23 protein-coding genes are annotated in these 25,376 nt (G+C 63.2%); 7 read left to right on the forward strand and 16 right to left on the reverse strand.

Going from position 1 to position 25,376, the window contains the following annotated elements:
- Nucleotides 1-6: 6 nt before the first annotated feature.
- Complete coding sequence (locus ACFWHB_RS07550) at nt 7-1,407, forward strand: basic amino acid/polyamine antiporter (protein ID WP_395949825.1); 1,401 nt, start codon at nt 7-9, stop codon at nt 1,405-1,407.
- Between the two features lie 70 nt (nt 1,408-1,477).
- Here the strand turns inward: ACFWHB_RS07550 and ACFWHB_RS07555 are convergent, their stop codons facing one another.
- The gene (locus ACFWHB_RS07555; RefSeq protein ID WP_395949826.1) at nt 1,478-2,317 is read right to left on the reverse strand and encodes a sterol desaturase family protein; all 840 of its coding nucleotides are present in this window, start codon (nt 2,315-2,317) and stop codon (nt 1,478-1,480) included.
- Nucleotides 2,318-2,574: 257 nt separating this feature from the next.
- Here ACFWHB_RS07555 and ACFWHB_RS07560 point away from each other — a divergent pair, with 257 nt between their 5' ends.
- A complete protein-coding gene (locus tag ACFWHB_RS07560) occupies nt 2,575-2,937 on the forward strand; it encodes a hypothetical protein (RefSeq protein ID WP_395949827.1) in 363 nt (120 codons plus the stop codon).
- Between the two features lie 124 nt (nt 2,938-3,061).
- Here the strand turns inward: ACFWHB_RS07560 and ACFWHB_RS07565 are convergent, their stop codons facing one another.
- From ACFWHB_RS07565 to ACFWHB_RS07580, 4 genes are all read right to left on the reverse strand, one after another.
- On the reverse strand, nt 3,062-3,805 hold the full coding sequence (locus ACFWHB_RS07565; RefSeq protein ID WP_163149812.1) for an amino acid ABC transporter ATP-binding protein: 744 nt from the start codon (nt 3,803-3,805) through the stop codon (nt 3,062-3,064).
- Nucleotides 3,806-3,894: 89 nt separating this feature from the next.
- Complete coding sequence (locus tag ACFWHB_RS07570) at nt 3,895-4,017, reverse strand: hypothetical protein (RefSeq protein WP_276208822.1); 123 nt, start codon at nt 4,015-4,017, stop codon at nt 3,895-3,897.
- Complete coding sequence (locus ACFWHB_RS07575; RefSeq protein WP_395950183.1) at nt 4,001-4,960, reverse strand: amino acid ABC transporter permease; 960 nt, start codon at nt 4,958-4,960, stop codon at nt 4,001-4,003. The genes ACFWHB_RS07570 and ACFWHB_RS07575 overlap by 17 nt, the downstream gene beginning before the upstream one ends.
- Before the next feature lie 96 nt (nt 4,961-5,056).
- A complete protein-coding gene (locus tag ACFWHB_RS07580; protein ID WP_162520050.1) occupies nt 5,057-5,845 on the reverse strand; it encodes a transporter substrate-binding domain-containing protein in 789 nt (262 codons plus the stop codon).
- Between the two features lie 463 nt (nt 5,846-6,308).
- On the opposite strand from ACFWHB_RS07580, the gene ACFWHB_RS07585 reads away from it, so the two are divergent.
- A complete protein-coding gene (locus ACFWHB_RS07585; RefSeq protein WP_395949828.1) occupies nt 6,309-7,436 on the forward strand; it encodes a GGDEF domain-containing protein in 1,128 nt (375 codons plus the stop codon).
- Nucleotides 7,437-7,446: 10 nt separating this feature from the next.
- On the opposite strand, the gene ACFWHB_RS07590 is transcribed toward ACFWHB_RS07585, so the two are convergent.
- The 8 genes from ACFWHB_RS07590 to ACFWHB_RS07625 all read right to left on the reverse strand — a co-directional run bounded on the left by ACFWHB_RS07590 (nt 7,447) and on the right by ACFWHB_RS07625 (nt 16,068).
- Complete coding sequence (locus ACFWHB_RS07590; RefSeq protein WP_395949829.1) at nt 7,447-8,781, reverse strand: MFS transporter; 1,335 nt, start codon at nt 8,779-8,781, stop codon at nt 7,447-7,449.
- A gap of 27 nt (nt 8,782-8,808) precedes the next feature.
- Complete coding sequence (gene uhpB / locus ACFWHB_RS07595) at nt 8,809-10,326, reverse strand: signal transduction histidine-protein kinase/phosphatase UhpB (protein WP_395949830.1); 1,518 nt, start codon at nt 10,324-10,326, stop codon at nt 8,809-8,811.
- The gene (gene uhpA / locus ACFWHB_RS07600) at nt 10,323-10,913 is read right to left on the reverse strand and encodes a transcriptional regulator UhpA (RefSeq protein ID WP_139437025.1); all 591 of its coding nucleotides are present in this window, start codon (nt 10,911-10,913) and stop codon (nt 10,323-10,325) included. Before uhpA ends, uhpB begins: the two co-directional genes overlap by 4 nt.
- Nucleotides 10,914-11,111: 198 nt before the next feature.
- Nucleotides 11,112-11,507: a nucleoside diphosphate kinase regulator gene (gene rnk / locus ACFWHB_RS07605; RefSeq protein ID WP_025327497.1), complete on the reverse strand. Its 396-nt coding sequence runs from the start codon at nt 11,505-11,507 to the stop codon at nt 11,112-11,114.
- Between the two features lie 227 nt (nt 11,508-11,734).
- The gene (locus tag ACFWHB_RS07610; protein WP_240453241.1) at nt 11,735-12,469 is read right to left on the reverse strand and encodes a substrate-binding periplasmic protein; all 735 of its coding nucleotides are present in this window, start codon (nt 12,467-12,469) and stop codon (nt 11,735-11,737) included.
- Between the two features lie 82 nt (nt 12,470-12,551).
- Nucleotides 12,552-13,235: a hypothetical protein gene (locus ACFWHB_RS07615; RefSeq protein WP_395949831.1), complete on the reverse strand. Its 684-nt coding sequence runs from the start codon at nt 13,233-13,235 to the stop codon at nt 12,552-12,554.
- 50 nt (nt 13,236-13,285) lie between these two features.
- Nucleotides 13,286-14,653: an alkaline phosphatase gene (locus ACFWHB_RS07620; RefSeq protein ID WP_395949832.1), complete on the reverse strand. Its 1,368-nt coding sequence runs from the start codon at nt 14,651-14,653 to the stop codon at nt 13,286-13,288.
- 23 nt (nt 14,654-14,676) lie between these two features.
- Complete coding sequence (locus ACFWHB_RS07625; RefSeq protein WP_395949833.1) at nt 14,677-16,068, reverse strand: alkaline phosphatase; 1,392 nt, start codon at nt 16,066-16,068, stop codon at nt 14,677-14,679.
- 326 nt (nt 16,069-16,394) lie between these two features.
- On the opposite strand from ACFWHB_RS07625, the gene ylqF reads away from it, so the two are divergent.
- Both ylqF and ACFWHB_RS07635 read left to right on the forward strand, forming a co-directional pair.
- Nucleotides 16,395-17,345: a ribosome biogenesis GTPase YlqF gene (gene ylqF / locus ACFWHB_RS07630; RefSeq protein ID WP_106886395.1), complete on the forward strand. Its 951-nt coding sequence runs from the start codon at nt 16,395-16,397 to the stop codon at nt 17,343-17,345.
- A gap of 172 nt (nt 17,346-17,517) precedes the next feature.
- Nucleotides 17,518-18,666, forward strand: a complete 1,149-nt coding sequence (locus tag ACFWHB_RS07635; RefSeq protein WP_395949834.1) for an MFS transporter — start codon at nt 17,518-17,520, stop codon at nt 18,664-18,666.
- A 159-nt stretch (nt 18,667-18,825) separates the two neighbouring features.
- On the opposite strand, the gene ACFWHB_RS07640 is transcribed toward ACFWHB_RS07635, so the two are convergent.
- From ACFWHB_RS07640 to dinG, 3 genes are all read right to left on the reverse strand, one after another.
- Nucleotides 18,826-19,722, reverse strand: coding sequence for a histone deacetylase family protein (locus ACFWHB_RS07640; protein WP_289984586.1), 897 nt, complete (start codon nt 19,720-19,722; stop codon nt 18,826-18,828).
- Nucleotides 19,723-19,794: 72 nt separating this feature from the next.
- The gene (locus ACFWHB_RS07645) at nt 19,795-20,454 is read right to left on the reverse strand and encodes a YccT family protein (protein ID WP_106886398.1); all 660 of its coding nucleotides are present in this window, start codon (nt 20,452-20,454) and stop codon (nt 19,795-19,797) included.
- A gap of 144 nt (nt 20,455-20,598) precedes the next feature.
- A complete protein-coding gene (gene dinG / locus ACFWHB_RS07650) occupies nt 20,599-22,671 on the reverse strand; it encodes an ATP-dependent DNA helicase DinG (protein WP_395949835.1) in 2,073 nt (690 codons plus the stop codon).
- A gap of 385 nt (nt 22,672-23,056) precedes the next feature.
- On the opposite strand from dinG, the gene ACFWHB_RS07655 reads away from it, so the two are divergent.
- Nucleotides 23,057-24,100, forward strand: coding sequence for a porin (locus tag ACFWHB_RS07655; RefSeq protein WP_106886400.1), 1,044 nt, complete (start codon nt 23,057-23,059; stop codon nt 24,098-24,100).
- Between the two features lie 203 nt (nt 24,101-24,303).
- Nucleotides 24,304-25,245 (forward strand): hypothetical protein, encoded by a 942-nt coding sequence (locus ACFWHB_RS07660; RefSeq protein ID WP_163153749.1) that lies wholly within the window; start codon nt 24,304-24,306, stop codon nt 25,243-25,245.
- Nucleotides 25,246-25,376 lie beyond the last annotated feature (131 nt).

Below are 25,376 nucleotides of genomic sequence, written 5' to 3' on the forward strand. Positions count from 1 at the left end.
GAGTCCATGAAAGAGAGCAAAATAGGCCTCTGGTCCCTCACCGCCCTGGTGTTCAGCTCCATGGTGGGGGCGGGGATCTTCAGCCTGCCCCAGAACATGGCCGAGGTGGCCGGGGCCCGCGCCGTGCTGATCGGCTGGGGCGTGACCGGGGTGGGCATACTGGCGCTCGCCGCGAGCTTCCTCTACCTGTCGCGGCTAAGGCCCGATCTCGACGGCGGCATCTACAGCTACGCCCGCGCCGGTTTTGGGGATCTGGTGGGCTTCTTCTCCGCCTGGGGCTATTGGCTCTGCGCCACCATAGGCGTGGTGGGCTATCTGGTGATCGCCTTCGCGGCGCTGGGCAGCTTCGTCGATACCCCCGAACAGATCTGGTTTGGTGACGGTAATACGCTGGCGGCCTTTATCGGCGAGTCCTGCATCCTCTGGGCCGTGCACCTGCTGGTGGCCCGCGGCGTGCAGCAGGCGGCCCTGTTCAACCTGGTGGCGACCCTGGCCAAGAGCCTGCCGCTGCTGCTGTTCATCCTGTTCGCCTGCTACTGGTTCGATCCTGTCACCTTCGCGGCGGATCAGCAGGGCAGCACACTGGCGGTGCCGGTTTCCGAGCAGGTGCGCAACACCATGCTGATCACCCTCTGGGTCTTCACCGGCATCGAGGGGGCGGCCGTGCTCTCGGCCCGGGCGAGAAACAAGCGGGACGTGGGCACGGCCACAGTGCTCGGGGTGGTGCTGGCACTGCTGCTCTATGTGCTCATCTCTGTGCTGGCGCTCGGGATATTGAGTCGCCCCGAGCTCGCGGCCCTGCCCAACCCCTCCATGGCGGGGCTGATGGCCCAGATGACGGGCTCCTGGGGCAAGGTGCTGATAAGCGTCGGTCTCATCGTCTCGGTGCTCGCCTCCTACGTGAGCTGGACCCTGTTCTCGGCCGAGGTGCCCTTCAGCGCGGCGCGCCACGGCGCCTTCCCGGCCATCTTCCGGCGCCAGAACCGCAACGGCACCCCCATAGCCTCGCTCTGGCTCACCAGCCTGACGGTGCAGGGCTGCCTGCTGCTGGTGTGGCTGCTTGGCAAGGGGTACACCAACCTGCTGCTCATCTCCACCTCCATGATACTGGTGCCCTACCTGCTGATCGGCCTCTTCCTGCTCAAGCTCTCCTTAAGCGGGCAGGGCAGTGGCCTGGTGCGGGTGGTGGCCCTGGTGTCGAGCTGTTACGGTCTCTGGCTGCTCTATGCCGCCGGGGTGGAGTATCTGCTGCTCTCCTTGCTGCTCTACGGGCCGGGTCTGCTGCTGTTTCTCTACAGCCGCCGCCAGCTCGGGGCGGATCAGCGGCTCAGCCTGCGCGAGCGGCTGCTGGCCGGGATCACCCTGGTGAGCCTGGTGCCGGCCATCTGGTCCTTTGCCCATGTCTGAGTGAGGTGGTGACCCGATGAAAAGAGCGCCCTGGTGGCGCTCTCTTTTTTGGTGGCGGGTGGCGCGCAACTCAGGCGTCCCCCGGGCCCGCCGGTTTGCCAAACAGCACGGCGAGTTTTTGTCGCCACGGCAGGCCACGGGCGTCATGCAGCATGTCGCGCCACTCGTGGAAGGTGAGGGTGAGGGGATTGAAGCTGTGGACGGGCTTGGTGATACCGAAGCGACAGGGCTCGCCCAAGTCTTCCTCCACGAAGGTGCCAAACAGCCGATCCCAGATGATCAGCACCCCGGCGAAGTTGCGGTCTATGTACTTGGGGTTGCTGGCGTGGTGCACCCTGTGGTGGGAGGGGGTGTTGAAGACCCGCTCCAGCCAGCCCAGCTTGCCCACCACCTGGGTGTGAACGAAGAACTGAAAGCCCAGGCTCAGCAGCACTGTGGCGACCACGGCCTCGGGGGGGAAGCCGATGAGGATCATGGGGATCCAAAACAGCCACATGCCGGAGACAGGGTACATCAGGCTCTGGCGAAAGGCGGTGGAGAGGTTGAGCCGCTCCGAGCTGTGGTGCACCACGTGGGAGGCCCAGAGCCAGCGCACATGGTGGCTGGCAAAGTGGAACAGCCAGTAGCAGAGATCCTGCAACAAGAAGAGCAGCAAGAGGCTCCAGAGGTTCAGCTCTATGTCGAACAGTCGCCAGCCCCACAGACCCTCATAGAGGTAGGCGATGGCGATGGCCGCCAGGGCATCGCCCCCCTGGTGCATCAGGGCCAGGGCGGCGTTGGCGAATAGGTCCCGCCATTGGTAGGTGGCGGTGGGAAAGGCTGCCCCGTGTTTGCGCAGATAGAGCATCTCCCAGCCGACGAAGGCCAGAAAGAGAGGGGAGAGGTAGAGCAGCAGCAGTTGCACATCCATGTGAGGCATCCGGTTGGACCAGTTGGGTTCCAGCATACCGAATGGATTTAAAAATTCATTAACATTTGATGACCCAGGTGTGCCTGCCGCTACCGGGACCGAGATCCAATGGCTTGTTTTTGCTGACAAAGTCTGGCCGTTGGCGATAAGCCCTGGATGAGCCAGCTCTGGGCGGCACCCGTCGTCCGGCGGGGCCTCGCATACACTGGGAGAACGAGGTTGCCAGGGGCGGCAGGGTGTCGTCAGTGGAGGGGAGAATGAGAGCGGTTCATCTGTGTGTCATGTTCGGCCTGCTGAGCGCGAGTGCGCAGGCCAATGACAGCTTCAACAGCGAGCTGAGCCATTTCGCCGGGGGCGCGGCCATGGGGGCGGGCTTCACGGCCGTTGTCGATCATTTCGGCTATCGGGAGCACAGGGGCTGGATTGGGTTCGGGATCTCCACCGGGATCGGGGTGGTGGGGGAGCTGGCGTCGAGAAACGGCGACTTCTCTGCCCTGGACGCGGGCGTCAATGCGCTGGGAGCGGCGCTTGGCGCCTTTGCCACCGATCGCTGGATCCTGGCCCCCCTAGTGCTGCCCGAACAACACTACGCCGGGCTGATGGCCGGTTATCGATTTTGAGGGGGGGGCTTCCGATCGGCCTCAACAACAGAGGGAGCCCAGGGCTCCCTCTGTTGTATCTCTTTCCCTTGCAACACCTGACGCAGTCACTGGCGCAGGCGCTCTGGGTTGTCGAAGCTTGCGGTCACAACACCTGACTCAGGAACTGGCGCAGGCGCGGTGAGGGAGGGTTGTCGAAGAAGTCGGTGGGCTTCTCATCCACCAGCAGCTCGCCGCTCTCCATGAAGAGCACCCTGTCTGCCACTTCCCGGGCAAAGCCCATCTCGTGAGTCACCACCACCATGGTCATGCCTTCCCGGGCCAGGCCCTTCATGACGTCCAGCACCTCACCCACCATCTCGGGGTCGAGCGCGCTGGTGGGCTCGTCAAACAGCATGATGCGTGGCTGCATGGCGAGCGCCCGGGCTATGGCCACCCGCTGCTGCTGGCCGCCGGAGAGCTGGGACGGGTAGCTCTGGGCCTTGTTCGACAGCCCCACTTTCAGCAGCAGGGCCTTGGCCCGCTCCTCGGCATCCTTGCGGGACAACCCCCGCACCTTCTGGGGGGCGAGGCTGATGTTGTCCAGCACGTTCAAGTGGGGGAAGAGGTTGAAGGACTGGAACACCATGCCCACCTCTTCCCTCAGCTTGTTGACGTCGCCCGGCTCGGTCAGGCTGATGCCATCCACCTCGATATGGCCGTCGTTGATGGTCTCGAGCTGGTTGAGGGTGCGCAGGAAGGTGGATTTGCCAGAGCCGCTCGGCCCCACTATCACCACCACTTCCCCTTCGGCCACCTGGGTGCTGACGTTCTTGAGGGCGTGCACCTCGGTGCCGTAGAATTTTTCCACGCCGCTAGCTTTGATAATGGGATCAGTTGCTGCGCGCATATTTCACCTCCAGATGTCGCACCGGGAAGGCGCGGGGCGTGCCGGTGATGGCTGCACTTCTCGACTCCTGTTGAGCCTTGATAATGGGATCAGTTGCTGCGCGCATATTTCACCTCCAGACGACCTACCAGGAAGGGGCAGGGTGTGCCGGTGATGGCACCATTTTTCGACACCTGTTGTGCCTTGATGACGGGGTCAGTTGCTCTTGGCATATTTCACCTCCAGACGACGCACCAGGAAGGAGAGAGTGCCGGTGAGCACCAGGTAGAGCAGGGCCACGGTGAACCACACCTCGAACGGGCTGAAGGTGGAGCTGACCACCTCCCGCCCCGCCTTGGTGAGATCCGTGATGGAGATGACCGAGACCAGGGAGGAGTCCTTGATAAGGTTGATGAACTGACCCGCCAGGGGGGGCAAGACCCGCTTGAACGCCTGGGGCAGGATGACGTAGCGCATGGTCTGGGCCGAGGTGAGCCCCAGGCTGCGGCCCGCCTCCATCTGCCCCTTGTGGATGGAGCTGATGCCGGCGCGCACGATTTCGGCCACATAGGCGCCGGTGAAGACGGCCAGCGCCGCTACCCCGGCGGTGAATCTGTCGAGGTTGAGCACAGTGCCGATAAAGAAATAGACGATGAAGATCTGCACCAGCAGCGGAGTGCCGCGAATGAGCTCCACATAGGTGACCGCCAGGTTGCGCAGGGCGGGATTGGGGGAGAGGCGGGCGAGGCCGGCCAGGGTACCCAGTAGGATGGCGAAGATGCCCGCGACCAGGGAAAGCTTGACCGTGACCCAGACGCCCCAGGCGATGGGGCCTGCGGTCCAGCTCAGTTGGGTGTCCAGGGTGTCGCCCTGGAAGACGGTATCCCCTTCGGCAACCTGGGCGCCTGTGCTGGCGATGGCCTGGCGACGGTTGGGGTCGAGATCGTCTTGCAGGAAGAGTTGTCCCTTCTCTGCGGCAGTGGTGCCGGCCACCACTGTGCCGTCAAATTCTGCGTACTGTTTCTGTTCGGCCTGGTAGGCGATGTACTGGGGAATGCGTTCCCAGCGCCAGGTGTAATCCACCGCCTGCACGGCCTTGTAGATGCCAAAGATGGCGGCCAGCAGCATCAGCAGGAAAACCCCGTGCCAGAGCAGCAGGTTGGGCTGTTTTTCCATCTGTCTTGTGATTTTGGGGTTGATCACTGTCACAACCTCTCTTGTCGTTATTGTGTGGGGTCTGCGTGAAGGGGCGGCGAACCGCCCCTTGAGAGGTTATTTGAGCTGGTTGAGCCAGGCGTTGGATTCAAACCACTTCTTGTAGAGACGGTCGTAGCTACCGTCGCCCTTGATCTGGCGCAGGTAGTTGTTGAACCAGTTGAGGGTGTCCTGATCCCCCTTGCGGATGGCCCAGGCCAGCGGCTCGAAGGTGAAGGGTTTGTCCAGGTGCACCACGGCGCCGGTGTTCTGGGAGGCGAAGATGGCGTTATAGGGCAGGTCGTAGACGAAGGCATCCACCTTGCCGTTGATCACTTCCAGCTTGGCGTCGTCCTGGGTTTCAAACTGCAGCAGGGTGGCCTTGGGGATCAGGCGCTTGACCGCCTGCTCGCCTGTGGTGCCGAGCTTGACCGCGATCTTGTACTTGGGATCGTTCAGATCGCTGAAGGACTTGATCTCCCCCGCCTTGTCCTTGCGAAGGACTATGGTCTGGCCCACGACTATGTAGGGGTCGGCGAAGTTGACGCGCAGGTTGCGCTGGGGGGTGACCGTCATGCCGCCCATGATGACGTCGAACTTGTCGGTCAGCAGGGCCGGGATGATGCCGTCCCAGGCGGTGTTGACGAACTCCACCTTCACGCCCATCTCCTTGGCGACCATCTTGGCCAGATCCACGTCGAAGCCGATGTACTGGCCCTGCTTGTTGGTCATCTCGAAGGGTTGATAGCCGGCGTCGAAGCCGACCCGCAGCACACCGCGCTCCAGCACGGCGTCCAGGGTGGAGCTGGGGGCCGCATTGGCGAGCCCGCACAGCAGCAGGGTAGAGAGAATGAGTTTTTTGATCATAAGTGACGTCTCTGTCGAAAGTGTGTTCGGCCTTGAACCTGCTCCGTGCGACTCCATGGCACAAGAGACTGCTGCATCCGGCAGCAGGCAAGACAGGATTATTGTCTTGATTGAGGCAAAAGCCCCATATGAGATTCTACTCCCCATTCATTGAGTGAAAAATGTACCAAAATCCGATTGTGTCAGACGACTCAATAGGTTAGTGGCGCTTTTTCCTCGCGGCACGGCTCATAAAACCACATGAAAACAACATATCTATCTAATGGCGCGGGTTCAAGTGCAAAAATAGTTGGCAGGCATTTTGCTGTGTGGTCGGTGGGAAATCTGGGTCCGAACGAACCTTGAGTGCCAGGCATCGGGTCAGCTGGGGAGCCGGAAAATATTTCATCGCGCCAGAAGGCTCCCTCTGTGTCTTGTCATGGGCTTCCCATATACTCAGCCATCCCCAATGGAAGGCTCGGGAATGGACACCTCAATTCTGCTCAATCTGGATGTATTCACGCTGATGCTCATGGCCCTCGGGGGCTACAGCCTGGGATTCATCACCCTCTCCATCATCTGGTCGACCCACAGGGAGATCCCCGGCCTCGGGCTCTGGTGGTGGTCCAGCCTCTGTGCCCTGGCGGCCCAGTCGCTGTTCTTTATGCAGGCGTTCGCCCCCCACATCGCGGGGATCTGGCTGGCCAACCTGCTCATCACCCTCTGCATAGCGCTGATGCCGCTGGCGCTGCAGCGTTTCTTCGGCGAGCCGCCGAACTGGCGGGCCTTTGCGATCTTCATGCTGGTCTACTTGCTGATCCTCTGCTGGAGCGTGCTGTTCAACGACGAGATGGCCCCCCGGGTGCTGCTGGCCTGCCTGAGCTACATGGTGCTGGGGGCCGTGGTGGTGCTGCTCATCTGGCGCCATGGCTATCCGGCCTACCTGCCGGCCGTGCTGGTGTTTACCGTGGTCAATATCCTGCTCTATGGCTTCAACCTGGTGCGCATGGGGGCCCTGCTCAGTGGCGAGGTGCGGGTGCTGATGGATCCGCACGTGGTCAATGTGTTGCCCTTCCTCTCCATGTTGATGGGCAACTACCTCTCCACCTTCGGGGTGCTGCTGCTCTGTACCCAGTACCGGGCCCTGGCCCTGCGCCGGCAGGCGAGCCAGGATCCTTTGACGGGCCTGCTCAACCGGCGTGGCTTTATGGAGCGCTGTGTGACTGCGCCCAAACAGGGGGCGCTGGTGGTGCTGGATCTCGATGACTTCAAGCAGATCAACGATCGCCACGGTCACGAGGCGGGGGACAGGGTGCTGGCGGCGGTAGGCGCCTATCTGGCCGGTCAGGGGGATCTGGTGGCCAGCCGCTTCGGCGGCGAGGAGTTTGTGCTGCTGCTGCCCGAGGGGGATGCCCTGGCCCAGCAGGCCCGTTGCGAGCAGATCCGTCAGGGCATAGCGACGCTGCCCCTGGACGGCATCCAGGTCACCGCCAGCCTGGGGTTGGTGCCCTATGCCCGGGGCTGGCATCTCGACACCCTGTTCGGGCAGGCGGATCGCGCCCTCTATCATGCCAAGCGCAGCGGCAAGAACCGGGTCTGCCTGCCGGCCTGAGCCGTGATGCTCAGCCCGGTTCGGTTGCGAGGGTCCGCGGTGCCTGGGCCTTGAGGAAGGGCAGTAGCAACAGGGCCGAGACCCCGGCCGCCACCGAGATGACCACGAAGAAGCCGTTCCAGTGCCAGATCTCCATCACCTTGGCCAGCGGATACCCCGACAGCGCCGCCCCCATGTAGGCAAAGAGCCCGACGAAGCCGGTGGCGGCCCCGGCGCAATCCTTGTGGGAGCACTCCGCCGCCGCCATGCCGATCAGCATCTGGGGACCGAACACGAAGAAGCCGATGGTGAAGAAGCAGGCCGCCTGCATCACGTAGCTGAAGAAGGGCATCAGCCAGAGTGACCCCACAGAGAGCAGTATCCCCATGGCGAAGATGAGGTTCATGGGCCCCCGGTTGCCGTTGAACAGCTTGTCCGAGCCCCAGCCCGCCACCAGGGCGCCGATAAAGCCCCCCACCTCAAACATCGAGATGGCCGAGTTGGCGCTCATCAGGTTGAAGCCGCGCTGCTCTGTCATGTAGAGGTTGCCCCAGTCATTGATGGCGGTGCGCACCACGTAGACCAGCACGTAGCAGCAGGCGAGCAGCCAGATGTAGGGATTGCCGAGCACGTATTTGCGCAGGATCTGGCGCGGATCCAGGCCGACATCCTGGGTCTGCTGGGCCATCTCCAGGGCGTCCTGGCGCCACTGTCCGACCGTGGGCAGCCCCAGGGTGCTCGGGGTGTCCCGCAGTCGCCAGCACAGCAGCAGCCCGGCCAGTATGGCGATGAGGCCGGGCACTATCATGCCGTAGCGCCAGCCGTGCTGCAGGGCTATGGTGCTGACGATAAGCGGGATCAGGGCCCCGCCCACGTTGTGTGCCGTGTTCCAGGCCGACCACCAGAAGCCGCGCTCGGTCCTCGAGTACCAGCTGGTAAGCAGCTTGGAGCAGGGGGGCCAGCCCCAGCCCTGGAAGAAGGCGTTGGCAATCCAGAGTGCCACGAACATCCAGAGGGCCGACGAGAGGCCGAACAGTATGTTGATGACCCCGGTCGCCATCAGCCCCAGCCCCATGAAGTAACGGGGATTGGCCCGATCGCTTATGATGCCGGAGACGAACTTGGAGCAGCCATAGGTGAGGTAGAACAGGGTCCACATCATGCCGATGTCGGCCTTGTCCAGGATGCCGCTCGCCAGCATGTCCGGCATGGCGAAGTTGAAGCTTTTGCGGGTGAAATAGAAGACCGCATAGCCCAGGTACATGGTCAGCAGTATGTGGAGGCGCCAATGGCGATAGCTGGCATCGATCTCGGCCTGATCCCGCACCAGAGGGGCCGCCGGGCGGCTCTTCATAAAGCTCAGCATGGGGCGCCCTGCCTTCTGGATCCTGGATCAGTCATGGGACTCCTCCCGTTTGCGGCTGGGGAGGTTGACAGTCAGCTGGGTCCCCTGGACGCAGGAGAGCCGCAGCGTCCCCCCCAGCGCCTGCACCCGCTCGCGAATGCCGAGCAGGCCATAGCCCTGGGGCGTCTGCTCGGGCAGGCCGCAGCCGTCGTCGTCCAGTTGCAGCAGCACCCGATCGGCCTGCTGGCGGGCCAGTATGGTGACAGCGCTGGCATTGGCGTGCTTGACCACGTTGTTGAGCCCCTCCTGACAGACCCGAAACAGGGTGACTCGCTGGGCGTCCGAGAGCGCCTCATCCGCCAGCCCCCACTCCAGCCGGGTGACGATGCCGCGCCGCTCCAGCTCCAGCTCCCGCAGCAGGCCGCGCACCGCCTGCTCCAGGCTCATGTCGTCGAGCTGGCGCGGGCGCAGGCGACCGAGCAGGCCGCGCACCGCATCGTAGATCCCGAGCGACAGGGTCTCGATAAGGGCGCTGCTCTGGCCGACATGGGTGTTGTCCGGCGCGAGGCGGCGCACTATGCCCGCCTGGGTGCGGATGGCGGTGATGGTCTGGCCTATGTCGTCGTGCAGCTCCCGGGCCACCTCCTTGCGGATGCTCTCCTCTGTCTCCAGCAGCCGCTCGGTGAGCTGGCGGTTGTGGGCGAGCTGGCGGGTCAGCGCCTGGTTGAGCTCGCGCTGGCGCTGTATGCCGGCGCCCAGCAGCAGGCCGGTCAGGCTCTGGGCCAGCAGGGAGAGCAGCAGATCCAGGGGATGTTCGTGCCAGGCCTGGCCCGCCATCAGAGCCACCGTATTCATCAGGGTGGCGAGCAGGGCCCCCTGCCAGCCGTAGCGCCAGGCCATGGCCATGATGGGAATGGCGAGGCAAAAGGGGGTGAAGCGCACCAAAGAGTCCGGCAGGCCGAGCTGCAGCCCCAGGCTCAGCACGAACAGCAGTAGATACCAGACCAGATGGCGAAAGCGCCAGTCCACCGGCTGATCCACCAGCGCAGGGCCGAGCGGCACCCAGGTGGCGCGGGTCAGATAGTGCCAGATCAGCATGCAGGTAGAGGTGAGGGTCAGGCCGCCGGTCAGGGTGAGCAGCAGGGCGGTGAGGCCATCTTCCCCTGCCAGATGCCAGAGCAGGGATTGCAGGGCCGCCGCCACAGTGACGGTGGCGAGCAGCACCAGCAGTTGCTGCCAGTCGTCTCGCACCCGTTGGCGGCGGGCGATGAGCAGCGGCAGCAGGGTGAGCAGGCTGCCAGCCAGGATGAGGGGCCACAGGGGCATGCCCACCTCCCGATCGAGCCAGTGGAGCAGCAGGGCTTCACAGAGCAGCAGGGGCGGCCAGTAGGGGAGGGGGCTCTGCAGAAGCAGACCCAGCCGCAGCCCGAAGGGGAACAGCAACACCGCCAGCACCGGGCTCTCCACCAGATGCAGGCCGATGCTCCAGAGGCAGAACCAGCCGGCGGCGAAGATGAAGCAGGCCGCCAGCGAGATGGCGACATAGCTGGCAAGGCGGGAGATCACCAGCTGTCCAGCATGCGGTGGGCCAGCTCCACGTTGTTGTTGACGTTGAGCTTGTCCATCAGGTTGGCGCGGTGCACGTGCACCGTCTTGGGGGAGAGGCCGAGGCGCTCGGCGATGGCCTTCACCTCCATGCCGCCGGCCAGCAGCTGCGCCACCTCCCGCTCCCTGTTGGTGAGGGGATCTCTGTGGCTGCTGGCGAGCTTGTGGGCTATGTCAGGGGTCAGGTAGCAGCCACCCTGGGCGGCGGTGCGTACCGCGGCGATCAGCTCCTCCGGGCTGCAGCGCTTGGAGAGAAACCCCTTGGCACCGGCCTGCAGGGCCTGCTCGATGAGGGCCGGGCTGTCGTGCACCGACAGCATCACCACGGCGAGGCCGGCGGGCAGTTGCCTGAGCAGGTCCAGCCCGGATTGATCCGGCATTGAGATGTCGCACACGCACAGCTGTACACCGCTGCCCGGCAAGCCGGCGAGGGCGTCGGCGGCGCTGCCAAATTCGGCGACGACCCGCAGATCGGGTTCGAGATTGAGCAACTGGGCAAAGCCGGAGCGGACTATCTGGTGATCGTCGATGAGGGCAATTTTTATCATGGTGTCAGCCTGAGATCTGCGGCCAGGGCGCTGGCGCGGCCAACAAGATACTCCCGCTCGCCCCCTGGCTCAAGGGGGAGGAGAGCCCCAGCGAAGGAGACGCGGCTATGGGTGCTTCACCTGAGTGCGTGATTCAGGGCGGCAATGTAAGGAGAGGCACGCTCTGCTCGCCGGGGCGGCAGAGCGTGCCCGGCCCTGTCAGCGGTGCAGCTCACCCGCCCGCTCCGGCTGATAGACCACTTCCAGTATCTCCACCTGTATGGTGCGCCCGGCCGGGCCCGGCCAGGCGATGCTGTCACCCACCTTCAAGCCCAGCAGGGCGCTGCCGACCGGCGCCAGCACGGAGATCTTCGACTCGTCCCCCTGCACGTCCTTCGGGTAGACCAGGGTCAGGCAGAAGTCATTGCCGCTGTTTTGCATCTTGAAGCGCACAGTGCTGTTCATGGTCACCACGTCAGGCGGCATGTCGGCGGGGTCGCGGATCTCGGCGCGGTTCAGCTCCTCCTGCAGGGCCAGGTGTTGCGGGTGGTTGCCGAGCAGTTGCTCGATGCGATCCAGATCCAGATTGGAGATGACGAGATGTGGCTGTTGCATGGGGTATTCCTTATCAATGGCTGAAAGGACCAGGATGACGGACAAGCTGGTCGAAAAAGGGTTCGGATTGTGAGAATAGATCGCAAGCGCGATGCCCCCGAGCGACTCGCTGTCAGGGGCGAGGGCGGGGGCTCAACGGGGTGTGAGCAGACTGGAAAAAATCATGAGCGCTTTCATGGGGATACCATAACCATTCTGAATGGCTTTGGCAAATGCCCGGCCGGGGGTCAGGGCGCCTGGTAATCGTACTGCCGCAGGATGCGCGCCAGGCTGCCATCCTCGCGCATCTCCTCAATCGCCTTGCGCCAGCGCAGCGCCTCGGCCGCAGGAAACTGCGGGCTGGCGGCCAGGTAGAGGGCGCTCTCTTGCAAGGTGTCGCCGCGCACCAGATCCGCCAGGGGCAAGCCGGCCCGTTGCTGGTTGTAGCGGGCGGTGTTCCAGGCCACGGCCCAGCCCTGGATGCGGCCCAGCGCCAGCTTGCTGGCATTGTTGACCTCCTCGGTGACCAGCTCCCGGGTCACTCCCTTGAGGGGCTGGATCAGGCTCTGACCATGAGAGCCGCGCATCGCCCCCAGGGTCAGGCCGGACAGCGCCTTGACCGAGAGGGGAGCCGGGTGGTGCTGGCGGTGGCTGACCAGCACGAAGGCCTCCTCCAGCAGGGGGGCAATCCAGAGGAACAGGGGCTCGCGCTGGGGACTCCTGGCCGGTGGCAGCAGCAGGACGTCCGCCCGGTGGCGGGTCTGGCTGAGGGCGCGGGCCAGCGGCATCAGCTCTATCTCAAGCGGCTCCCGAAGGCGGCGGGCAGCCTCCTCCAGCACCTCGATTGCCATGCCGCTTGGGGCCCCCTGTTGGGAGCGAATCACATAAGGGGGAACGTCTGCGGCCAGGACCACCACGGCGTGGGCGCCTGGACCCGGGAAGAGGAGGGCGCAGCAGAATAGAAGCAATAGGGGAAGACGCATAGAAGACCGGGTCAGGGATGAGTACACAGAGTGTAACATCCCGTAACCCCAAGTCAGTCAACCCATTGGGGGGAGCGGGCCGTCAGTCGAAGAAGTCCCGCAGATCCAGGGTCTGGTAGCTATCGAGCTGCTGCCAGGGCAACTGCCTTGGCAAGGGCTTGAGGGTCACCTCCATCCGGTAGCTGCGATAGCCGTCCAGGCTCGCGGACTCCACCACCAGGGGCAACTGCCATTGGCTCGACCAGAGGATGCGGGTGCGCTGCTTGCCCTCGCGTTTTTCGTACCAGAGCGCCTGCTCGGGGGCCGCCTCGTCGAGGGCGGTCATGCCCTGCAGCAGGGCCGGGTCTACCAGGTGGCGAAGGCGTGCCCAGTCCGCGGTGAAGGCTACTTGGCCATACTCCTCCGGCGGCACCTCCACCAGCTGGTTGTGCCAGGCGTCGGCGTAGCGCAGTTGCAGCTCCCCCTCATCACTGCGGCTGACCCAGCGGGCCGCCATCTGGTGGGTGAAGTGCTTGTGGCCCGGAGTTGCATCGTGGCTGGCGTGATAGGCGCGGGCGAGCGGCAGGGGGATGAGCCGCTGGCTCCACACCTGGTTGCCGACCCGGATCCATTTCTCCTGCCAGTGGTTCTCCCGGGCTATGCCGTCGCTGCTGGTGATCCTGTCCTGATAGCGGATGCGGGCGGCCAGATCGGGGGCCTCATCGGCCAGCAGGGGGAAGCTGAGGGTGCTGCCAAGGAGCCATAACGGAAGTAACAATCGCATCATGGGTGATCGCTCGAAAGAAGGGGGCTCGGCGTGACACCGGGCCCTCTTTCTTACAGGCCGAGCGCCTCCCTGAGCTTGCCGAACACCAGGGTGTTGTCCAGGGTGCCCTTGAAGCGGCCGCTGCCCGCGCCATCGGCAAACAGCATCACATCGCCGCCGCCGTGGGTCTCTGAGCCCAGCTTGACCCCTGTCTCCTGCAGGTAGTCATCCCCCATCACCTGGTTGCTGGTGAGGGTGGGGCGCAGGTCCGCGCGGTTCGGGCCGTTGCCGAACACCAGCGTGGTGAAGGGCTTGCCATCCACGTCGTTCTGGGTGGAGCCGTCGCCATTCTTGACCAGATCCAGCACAGGGTTGCCCTTGGCGGAGTAGCCGTTGATGGTCATGGTGTGGTCGTGATCGGCGGTGACCACTATCAGGGTATCGGTCAAGTCCACCTTGCCGAGCGCCGTCTTGACCGCCTCGTCCAGCGCCACCGCATCGGTGAGGGATCGTTTGGCGTTAGTGGCGTGCAGGGCGTGGTCGATGCGGCCCCCTTCCACCATCAGGAAGTAACCCTGGCTGTTCTGGCTCAAGAGATCGATCGCCTTGGCGGTCATCTCGGAGAGGGACGGTTGGGTATTGGCCGCCCCCTTGGCGACGCGGTCCAGCTCGTAGTCGAGGTGGGACTTGGCACTGAACAGACCCAGCACCTTGCCGCTCTCTATCTTGGCGAGATCGCTCTGGGTGGTGACGTACTGATAGCCCTGGGCACTGAGCTCGGCGGTGAGATCCCGGCCATCGGCCCGGCCCCCCTTGTTGCTGGCGCTGTAGGGGGTCCAGTGGTTGGCACCGCCCCCCATCAGCACGTCCACCCCGTCTCCGAGCGCGGCGTTGAAGCCGGCACCCCCCGGGACCGCCTGCTCGGCGATGGCGTAGGCCGCGTCACGGTGGCAGATGTGGGAGTAGGTGGCCGCCGGGGTGGCGTGGGTCAGCTCCGTGGTGGTGACGGTCCCCACCGACTTGCCCGCCGCCTTGGCCAGCTCGAGTATGGTCGGCACCGGGGTGCCGTTGTCGCCGCTGCAGTTGTTGATGCCCTTGTTGCCGTTGATGTCCTTGGACGGCGCCACGGCCTGGGTGTCGCTGCTCATGGCGATCACCTCGTTGTTCATCTTGACCCCTGTGGTGTAGGCCGCCATTGAGGGGGCCGAGTCCGTGGTCTGGGCGTCGTGGGAGAAGGTCTTGATGCGGGCGCTGCGTGGCAGCTTCATCATCTCGAGATCCCCCTCTTCCCCCACCTTGTAGAGGCGGGTGGCGGTGAGCACGCTGGGGCCCATGCCGTCGCCGATAAAGAGGATGACGTTCTTGGCGTCGCTGGCCTGGGCCTGGGACAGGCCGCCGAGGGCGGCGAACAGGGCGGTGCACACCAGGGTTTTGTTCATGGTTTTTCTCACGGGAATGATCCTCACAGCTTGGCCGCAGCCTTGACCTTGCCGAAGACGGCGGTGTTATCGAGGGAGCCGTGGAAGCTGTCAGCCCCCTGGCCTATGGCGCCGAGGAAGACGTCGGTGCCGCCGTGGGTCTCGTTGCCTAGCTCGCCCACCTTGACCGCCACCTCCTGGTGATAGTCGTCGGCCGAGACGGTGGCATCGTCGAGCGGTGCCACGCTGCTGCGCGGGCCATCCACCCGGTTGTAGCCGTTGCCAAAGCCGATGATGGTGTAGGGCATGCCGTCGCTGTCCTTGCTCGGCTCGCCGGTCTCGTAGTTCTTTACCAGCCCGAGCACGCCGGGGTTGCCAGCCGTGGTCTTGCCGGTGCGCTTGGCGTAGCCGTTCAGCACCAGCGTATGGTCATGGTCGGCGGTGACCACTATCAGGGTGTTTTTCAGCTCGGGGTCGGTTTTCTTCACCTCGTCGATGGTGGCCTTGATGGCGTCGTCGAAGGCGAGGGTATCTTGCAGGGCGCGCTTGGCGTTGGTGTCGTGCAGGGCGTGATCGATGCGGCCCCCTTCCACCATCAGGAAGTAACCCTTCTCCTTGTCCTTGAGCTGCTTGATGGCAGCCAGGGTCATCTGGGCAAGGGAGGGCTCGCTGGCGGGCCTGTCCAGGTCATATTTCATGTGGCTGGCGCCAAACAGCCCCAGCAGCGGCTTGCCCGCCTCGGCCTGGTTCAGCTCGTCCAGGTTGCTGGCAAACTGGTAGCCCTTGGCCTGCATCTCGCTGATGAGGTTGCGGCCATCCTCCCGCTTGCCCTTGTCGGCGGTGGGCAGGAAGAAGCTGCTGCCGCCACCGAGCACCACGTCCAGCCCCTCTTTCAGGGCGCCGTTGTAACCGGCGCCGCCCGGTACCAGCTGGGCGGCGATGTCGGCTTCCAGATCCCGGTTGCAGATGTGGGCATAGGTGGCGGCCGGGGTGGCATGGGTCACCCGGGTGCTGGTGACCACGCCGGTGCCGCGGCCGTCGGCCTTGGCCAGCTCCAGCAAGGTGGTGACCGGCTTGCCGGCGCTCTGGCTGCAGTCGCTCTCATAGGTAGCGTCGCTGTCCATGCTGATGACGCCGTTGTTGCTCTTGACCCCTGTCATGTAGGCCGCCATGGAGGGGGCCGAGTCGGTGACCTGGGCGTCGTGGGAGAAAGTCTTGATGAAGGCCGTTTCCGGCAGTGTGTCTATGGTGAGGCTGCCCTCTTCCCCCACACCGTAGATGCGGGCGGCGGTCAGGGTGTTGAGGCCCATGCCGTCGCCGAGGAAGAAGATGACGTTTTTGGCGCTGGGCTCCGGGGTGCTGCTGTCATTGTTGGAGTTGCAGCCGGCGACCAGGGTGGCGCCTATCATCACTGCAAGTCCTGCCATGTTTCTCATTGGGGTTCGCTCCTTGTAAAACCTGAGCGCAGCCTAGAGGGGGCAGATGACACTTTTAGTGAGTCTGGATGACAATACGGTGAAGGCACTATATAAATGTTATGTTGTATCAACCACTTATTGATTGCTGCCTGCCCTTCTGCCCCAGGCCGTCGTGGTGGCACCGGCGCCGCTGCCGTGCACGCCTGTGGCCACAATGGCCTGTCAAATCAGGGCCGCAGCAGGTAAAATGTGCCCCCTTGCGATGAGTGCCAGCGGTTTGGCGCATCACCAGGCGCCCGCAGCCCCCAGCGGGGGCCAGCATCCCCAATGAGAGAGTAACGGATATGTCCATCAACTGGTTCCCCGGCCACATGCACAAGGCCCGCAAAGAAATTGCCGAGGTCATGCCCCAGGTCGATGTCATCATCGAGATGCTCGATGCCCGCATCCCCTTCTCCAGCGAGAACCCCCTGGTGCCCGAGCTGCGTGGGGATACCCCTGTCATCAAGGTGCTGAACAAGGCGGATCTGGCCGATCCGGCGATCACCGAGCTGTGGGTGGCGCACATGGAACAAGAGAAGGGGATCAAGGCGTTGCCCCTGACCCAGCAGGAGCCGGAGAAGATCAAGGCGCTGCTGACCCTGTGCCACGAGATGCTGCCGGAGCGCAACTTCGACCTGCGCGGGGTGCGGGCCATGATCATGGGCATCCCCAACGTGGGCAAGTCCACCCTGATCAACACCCTGGCGGGGCGCATCATAGCCCGGACCGGCAACGAGGCGGGGGTGACCAAGTCCCAGCAGCGGATCAAGCTGGACAACAACGTCATCCTGACCGATACCCCGGGGTTCCTCTGGCCCAAGCTCAACCCGCCCTCCTGCGGCTACCGGCTGGCCATCACCGCGGCCATCAAGGACACCGTCTTTGACTACGCCGACATCGCCATGTTCGCCGCCGATTACTTCATCAAGGCCTACCCCGAGCGCATCAAGGCCCGCTACCAGATAACCGATCTGCCCGAGACCGAGATCGAGCTGCTGGAGATGATCGCCCGTCAGCGCGCCTTCGTGCGCAAGGGCGGCCTGGCGGATCTGCACAAGGCCTCCGAGATCCTGGTCAACGAGTTCCGCTCAGGTATGCTGGGGCGCATCTCCCTGGAGACCCCTGAGATGGTGAGCGCCGAGATCATACTGGCGGCAGAAGAGGCTGAGGAGAAGGCCAAGGAGAAGGCCGAACGGGAAGAGGAGCGCCAGGCGCGGGCCCGTCGCAAGTACGCCAAAAAGCGTCAGAAATAGCCGATGTTGTGGCAGCTATAACGAAGAGGCGACCCCGGGGTCGCCTCTTCTGTTATGACGCCAATGGCCGGGCCGGGGCAAAACCTGGCTGCGGCTCGTTCAGTGCCGATTGACAATGGCATTGGCGGTGGCATGATGCGCTCGCATTTTGCCTCTCCCCAGGGTTTTATCCATGACCACATACTCCCGGCCAGTGCAGTTATTGCTCTGTGGCCTGCTGCTACTGACCCTGGCCATAGCAGTGTTGAATACCCTGGTGCCGCTCTGGCTTGCCCATGACAAGCTGCCGACCTGGCAGGTGGGCATGGTCGGCTCCGCCTATTTTTGCGGCAACCTGCTGGGGACTTTGCTGGCGGGGGCGCTGATCAAGCATGCCGGGTTCAACCGCAGCTACTACCTGGCTTCTGCGCTCTTCGCCGCAGCCTGTGTCGGGCTTGGGCTCACCCTGGGGTTCTGGAGCTGGCTTATCTGGCGATTCATCGCCGGCATCGGCTGCGCCATGATCTGGGTGGTGGTTGAGAGTGCGCTGATGTGCAGCGGCAACGCGCGTAACCGGGGGCGCCTGCTCGCCGCCTACATGATGGTCTATTACATGGGGACTGTGCTCGGGCAACTGCTGGTCAGCACGCTGCCGACCGGTCTGATGGATGTGCTGCCCTGGGTGACTGGCCTGGTACTGGCCGCCATCCTGCCGCTGCTCTTTACCCGCATTGTCAACGAGCAGGGCGAGCAGCAGGGGGCAACCCGGGTGTGGCCCATGCTGCGCCTGCGTCAGGCACGCCTTGGGGTCAATGGCTGCATCATCTCCGGCATAGTGTTGGGGTCGCTCTATGGCCTGATGCCACTCTACCTGAACCATCAGGGAGTGAGTGATGCCGGTATCGGCTACTGGATGGCGGTCATGGTGAGCGCCGGCATCCTGGGACAGTGGCCTGCCGGCCGTCTGGCAGACAGGTTCGGTCGCTTGCCGGTACTGCGGCTGCAGGTGCTGGTGGTCATCCTGGGCGCCTTGGCTATGCTCGGCAACCTGGCGATGGGTCCGGCGCTCTTCATCCTGGGCGCCGCCGGTTTTACCCTCTATCCGGTGGCCATGGCTTGGGCCTGCGAGAAGGTCGAGCAGCATCAGCTGGTAGCGATGAATCAGGCGCTGCTGCTGAGCTACACCATAGGCAGCCTGCTCGGCCCGGCCTATACCTCGCTCTTGATGCAGCACTACTCGGATAAGCAGCTGTTTATCATGATCGCCAGCGTGTCCTTCATCTATCTGCTGATGCTGCTGCGCCCCGTGGGTGAGCATCCGACCCCGGTGGCACATGCCTGATGGCGAGTGTCTGATAGAAAAGAGCGTCGAGAGCCATGCATGACGCCCTGTCCTGTCTCTGGTGACAGGCGCTGCAAAACGCAGCTGTGCCCTATATAAGAAGAGGCGGCCCCGGGGCCGCCTTGTTGTTATCAGAGACTGGCGAGGGGGAAAGGGGCGCTAGCCGTAGCGCTTTTTCGCCTCTTCGAACAGGGAGAGGTGCAGCGGGATCAACTGCCGCCAGTCGCGCCGATAACCGCCTCCCGGTACGGCGGCGATGGGCAGGCCGTGGCTTATCGCACAGTCAAACACCATGGCGTCCCGCTGGCGCACCCCGGCGTCGCTCAGGGAGAGATAGCCGAGCTCATCGGCCTGGTGCACGTCGACCCCGGCCTGGTAGAGGATGAGGTCGGGGCGGTAGAGGCGCAGCGCCAGTGACAGCGCCTGGGTCAGGGTCTCGAGGTAGGCGTCGTCCTCCATGCCGCTTGGCAGGGCAAAGTCCAGATGGGAGGCCGGTTTGTCGCGGGGGAAGTTGTGCTCGCCATGCAGGGAGAGGGTGATGATGTCCCGGCTCCCCATGCACAGGGCGGCGCTGCCATCCCCTTGGTGGACATCCAGATCCACTATCAGCACCTGCTCGCAGCGCCCCTCGTCGAGGCAGGCCCGGGCCGCTATCACCAGATCGTTGAACAGGCAGAAGCCGCTGCCAAAGTCCCTGTGGGCGTGATGATAGCCGCCGGAGACCTGCAGGCCGCAGCCCTGCTCGAGGGCGTGGCGGCTGGCGGCTATGGTGGCCCCGACCGAGCGCAGGGTGCGTTCAATCAGCAGGGGTGACCAGGGAAAGCCGAGTCTGCGGATGGCGCCGTCATCCAGGGTGCCGGCAAGGGCCGCCGCTACATAGTCGGCGTCGTGGACCCGGGTTATCTGCTGGCGGCTCGCGGCGGGAGCCTCTGCCAGCGGATAGCCCAGTGTTGCCAGGATCTGGTAGAGCGCCTGGTACTTGGCCAGGGGAAAGCGGTGACGCTCGGGCAGCGTCAGGGAGGAGTAATGGGGGTGATAGAAGATGCGCAGGGACATGGCAATCGGCCTGAACTGATATGAAAAAGGGGAGCCAGGCTCCCCTCTATGCATAAAGCGACGTGCTGCGCCTTATTGCTGCTGGATCACCCAGATCTGGAAGGCTTTGCGGGTTTCCGCATCCGCCTTGTTGTACCAGTTTTGCAGCTGGGTCAGGGCTTCCGGATTGCTCTGGGCCTTGCTCGGCGCCACTTCGACCGGCGCGCTGGCGGCGGCCATCACGGCAGCGGTGGAGACGGCAACGGTCGCTGGCTGGTTGAAGGCCTTGCCCATCTTGAGCAGCTCCTGCTGGTAGTCACGGGTCAGCTGGAAGCCACCCACTTTCGGCATGACGAACTGCTCGCTGGCCAGGGCCTGACCGCTGACCTTGTCCTTGAGAACGACCTTCTGCTCTTTCACGAATGCCTTGGCTTCGTCTTCGTTACGGGGCTTCTTGAAATCCAGCACCAGGGTCTGGTTGTCGGCGGCGGTGAAGTTGATCACCAGAGGCTCGGCGGTCACCAGCTTGATGTCGTTGCGGTTGGAGTAGTTGCCCTCGAAGGCCACCACCAGCTGGTGCTTGCCGGCACTGATGGGGAAGCTGCTGGTCTTCTCCAGCAGCTTGGGATTGATGGACTCGCCATCGATCAACTGCACCACATAGGGATTGTGTATTTCCAGTTGGCTATCAGCCAGGGCGCTACCTGCCCACAACAGACCAGCCAGAGCCGGCACCAGAACAGTCAGTTTCATTTCATCTCCTTGAACAGTCAGGCGATTGCCCACTGAAAAATAGGGGCTCATTTTTACAGGTTTGCCCCAGAGCGGCAATAGCCGTTTGTGGCGCCGCCCGGCAGGCAGCTTGCTGACTTATCTGTCAAATAAACCCGGCATGGCTCACTCGATACGCCGGGTGAAGGGGGGGAGGGCATCGAGCAAGCCCTTGCCGTAGCGTTTGGTAAGAAGGCGCCGATCGAGAATGGTTACTCGGCCCCGATCGGCCTCCTTGCGGATCAGACGACCACAGGCCTGAATGAGTTTTCGGGACGCCTCCGGCACCGTCAGCTGCAGGAAGGGGTTGCCACCGCGTTTTTCGACCCACTCGGCGGTCGCCTCCTCCACCGGGGAGTTCGGCACCGCGAAGGGGAGCTTGGTGATCACCAGGTTGGTGAGGTAGTGGCCGGGCAGGTCCAGCCCCTCGGAGAAGCTGCCGGTACCAAAGAGGATGCTGGCCTGGCCGCCGTCGCACTTCTGTTTGTGCAAGGTCAGCAGGGCGTTGCGCGACGCTTCCCCCTGCACCAGCAGGGAGAGCCCCTTGGCCCGCAGCCCCACCGCCACCTCGTTCATCTGCCGGTAGGAGGAGAAGAGCACAAGGCTCGCCTCCTTGCCCGCCAGCAGCCGGGGCAGGGTATCGACCAGCTCCTGGGTAAAGCCGGGAGCGCTGGGTTCATGGGTCATCTTGGGCAGATAGAGCTCGGCCTTGTGGTACTCGAAAGGAGAGCGCAGCCGCAGATAGCGGGTGCCGTCATGCTCCTTGAGCCCCACCTGGTGGCGGAAATAGCTGAAGGAGGAGAGGGCGGTGAGGGTGGCCGAGACCAGCACGGCGCCCAGGCACCTAGACCAGAGCCACTCCTCCAGCAGATAACCCACCTCTATGGGGGAGGCGTGCAGCCAGATGTCCCCATCCTCGCTCCTGGCCATCCAGCGGGCCAGCGGTGTCTTGCCCGTCGGCACGTGGCGACTCAGCATCTCCCACAGGGCGCAGAAACTCTCCAGTCGCTGCAGGTGAAAACCGCTCTCCGCCAGCAGGGGCTCGGCCTCCTTGCGACGGATTTCGCCGTCTTTGAGCGCCTCGCCGATGGCGCCCTGCATCCTGTCCAGCGCCCGCAGCGCCTTCTTGCTCGCCTCCTTCAGGTTCTCCGCCAGCATGGGCAGGGGATCGGGCAGCACCCCCTCGGCAAACCTGTGGTGCTGCTCGGTGCCAAACAGCTGATCGTTGCCGGCGAGCCACTGCTCCAGCGCCTTGAGATCCGGTTGCAGGGAGGCCAGGGCATCCTGCAGCTTGAGTTGGGGGTCGAGCAGGCTCTCCTTGTTCAGCGCCCTGGCCAGCTTGCCGGCGCTCTGCACCAGTTTTTCCAGCCAGCGGCGAGAGCCCTTGACGCTGGCAGAGGCGGCGCCGTGATCCCGGGCTATGGTCGGCAGGTGGTGAGCCTCATCCAGCACATAGATACACTCGTCCGGTGGCGGCAATATGATGCCGCCGCCCATGGTGAGGTCAGAGAGCAGCAGGGCATGGTTGACCACCAGCACATCGGCGGCGTCCATGTCATTCCTGGCACGGTGGAAGGGGCAGTGCTGGTGGTGGCTCAGCGCCTTGTTGCAGCTGTGGCGATCGGCGGCGATGCGATCCCAGCACAGATCCGGAATCGGCTTGGACCAGTTGTCCCTGTCCCCGTCCCACTTCCCCTCGGTGTAGGCCTGCCACAGCGCCTGATAGCGCTCCTTGTCAGAATCTGACGGCTTGTGTTTGCTCAAGCTGCCGAAATCGAGTTCGAAATTGGCCATATCGGCGCCGCTTGCCGCTTGTTCAAGCAGATGCTCGCAGCAGTAACGCTGGCGCCCTTTGACCAGCATGAAGCGAAACGGCAGCTCGCTGTGGCGATGGTAGAAGGGCAGGTCCTTGTGGATCAACTGCTCCTGCAGGGCGACGGTGGCGGTGGAGATCACCAGCTTCTTCTGGGTGAGCCGCGCCACCGGGATGGCGCCCTGGGCATAGGAGAGGGACTTGCCGATGCCGGTGCCCGCCTCGGCCACCAGGATGCGGCGACTCTTTTCATACTCTCCGGTGAGGGTCTTGGCGATTTCGGCCACCAGAAAATTCTGCTCCTTGCGCGGCACAAAACCGGGTAAACCATCGGCAATCTGTCGATAGGTATTGCGAATGGTGGCTTTGAGGCGAGTCGATAGCATGAATGGGGCGTGACCGTGTCTGGAATGAATGACCACAGGATACCCGCAACAGGCGGCCTGGGTCGAGGCAAGGTGAGGCAGGGGTTATGGGCCGGGATCCGCACTTATGTCATCGGGTGGATTGTGCGTGCAATAAACCACCAAAAAAGGGCGTTTCAGGCAGCGCGTATCGCTGTAAACGTTTTCCCTGAGAGGGCAAACAATATGGGATTCAGCTCACAATTTTTTCCCTATGACTATGGTTTTCTCAAAAAGTTCCAAGTTTTTTCGTTGCGGATCGGAAAACCCGGTGATAGTCTCGGCGGCATAGTGATGCAAAGAACATCGCTAACACAGGGAATAACAAGGACTTAGTGTTTAATTACAGTAGGCATTGGAAACAACTATGAAAAAGACAATTCTGGCTATCGCTATCCCGGCTCTGTTCGCATCTGCCGCTAACGCCGCAGTCGTTTATGACAAAGACGGTACCTCCTTTGATATCTACGGCCGTGTTCAGGCTAACTACTATGCTGACGCTGACGACGCCAGCCCCATCACTGCCAGCAACGCTGGTGATGCCGAGCTGATCGGTTCCTCCCGTCTGGGCTGGTCCGGTAAAGTTGCGCTGAACAACACCTGGTCCGGTATTGCCAAGACTGAGTGGCAGGTTTCCGCCGAAAACTCCGACAACAAGTTCAACTCCCGTCACATCTGGGTTGGCTTCGACGGTACCCAGTACGGCAAGATCATCTTCGGCCAGACCGACACCGCGTTCTACGACGTGCTGGAGCCGACCGATATCTTCAACGAGTGGGGTGATTACGGTAACTTCTACGACGGTCGTCAAGAAGGCCAGATCATCTACTCCAACACCTACGGTGGTTTCAAGGGCAAAGTGTCCTACCAGACCAACGACGACGAAGCCGTCAAGGTTTCTGACATGGGTGGCCAAACCGTCACTACCGTATTCCCGGACCTGAAGCGTAACTACGGCTACGCAGCTGCCATCGGTTATGACTTCGACTTCGGTCTGGGCCTGAACGGCGGTTACGCTTACTCCGACCTGGAAAGCACCACCAGCACCAACACTGGTGACAAGTCCGAGTGGGCCCTGGGCGCACACTACGCCATCAACGGCTTCTACTTCGCCGGTGTCTACACCGAAGGCGACCTGAAGAACGACACCACCGGTTACAAGGGTGAAGGTCGTGGCTACGAGCTGGCTGCTTCCTACAACGTTGATGCCTGGACCTTCCTGGCTGGCTACAACTTCAAGGAAGGCAAGGACAACTCTGCCGGTTCTTCCTACGAAGACATGGTTGACGAAACCCTGCTGGGTGTTCAGTACAACTTCACTTCCAAGCTGAAGGCGTACACCGAGTACAAGATCCAGGGTATCGATGACATGGACGACGAGTTCACTGTTGCCCTGCAATACAACTTCTAATCCAGTCTTAGTACGGATTTAGTTGATAAACGGCCAAGCTTGCTTGGCCGTTTTGTTTTATCTGCCTTTCACCTTCTTCATTCCCCCGCCGTTTGGCCCTGCGCCAGGTCACGTTGTCTCTTTTCCGCCCTTGGCTCCTTAGTCGTAAATCGCTAGATTATTCAATTCGTTGAAAGATGGTCTGCAGACAGGGAAGGATGCGTGTGATCGATTTCAGTCACCCCGAGTGGCGAGCGCTGGCTCAGCAGTTGCTGGACGAGGCGCCCCAGGTTATCCGCGGTCGCCAATGGCAGCCCCTCATCGGCATGCTCAGGGACAACCAGCTGCTGCTCCCCCTTGGCAATCACCGCTATGAGCTGACCCCGGCCGGACGGCGCTATCTCACCCGCGAGCTGATGCTGGCCGAGCTGGCCTGTGCTCCCCCCGAACCCGAGGAGTGGCTCCATGCCCAGGGTTGGCAACTGGGGGAGCGGGTCAACGAGCGGGTGCTGGCGGCACTCTATCGCAAGGGGGAGGCGAGCTTCAGTCCGGTCGAGCAGATCAACTTCGAAGACAAGGGGATACGGCTGTGCAGCGATCTGCCGCTGCGCCTGAGGGCCGCCCGCCCGTTCAGCCTGTTCTTCAGCGGCGGTACCCTGCTCGATGCGGCCCCCTGGCTGCACACCCTGGGAGAGGTGGCGCTGCCCGCCCGCACCCTGGCGGGGCTTGGCAAGATCCTCTGGGGCGAGGGGGAGATCCAGCGGGTGATCAGCACCGACTCCGTCGGGGTCTTCGCCGAGCTGAACCTCCCGGACGACGCCTTGCTGGTCTGGCTTCCTGCCCAGGATCCCGGCGCCCTGCAACCCCTGATTGCTGCCTTGCCGCCCCAGACCCTCTGGAGCCACCTCACAGCCCTGGATCCGGCCGGTGTCGACAGGGTCCTGGTATTGGCCCAGCGGCTGGGACGCCCGGCCAGCTGGTGGCTGCCCCGGGACCTGGCTCCCATCAAGGAGGCCTATGCCGCCCCTCTGCAGGACGCTCGCCCCTGGGAGCCGAGCCGGATCCCTCGTCCATTGCGGGCCCTGTGCAGCGATCTGGTGGAGTCGAACCGCGGCCTGTCGGCAGAGGTATGCGCCCTGGCATCGGGCTGGCATGCCATCGGCTGAGGGGGCCCGTCATCACCCTTGAGAAAGCGGTTTTCCCCTATGGAAGGCAGTGGTATAAAGAGTTGACGGAGCGCTCGCCAAAGGAGCGCTTTTGTTTGCCAACCTAGTTTGCCAGCCAATGAACTCAACGG

The sequence above is a fragment of the Aeromonas mytilicola subsp. aquatica genome, from assembly GCF_044336385.1.
GTDB lineage: Bacteria > Pseudomonadota > Gammaproteobacteria > Enterobacterales > Aeromonadaceae > Aeromonas > Aeromonas rivipollensis.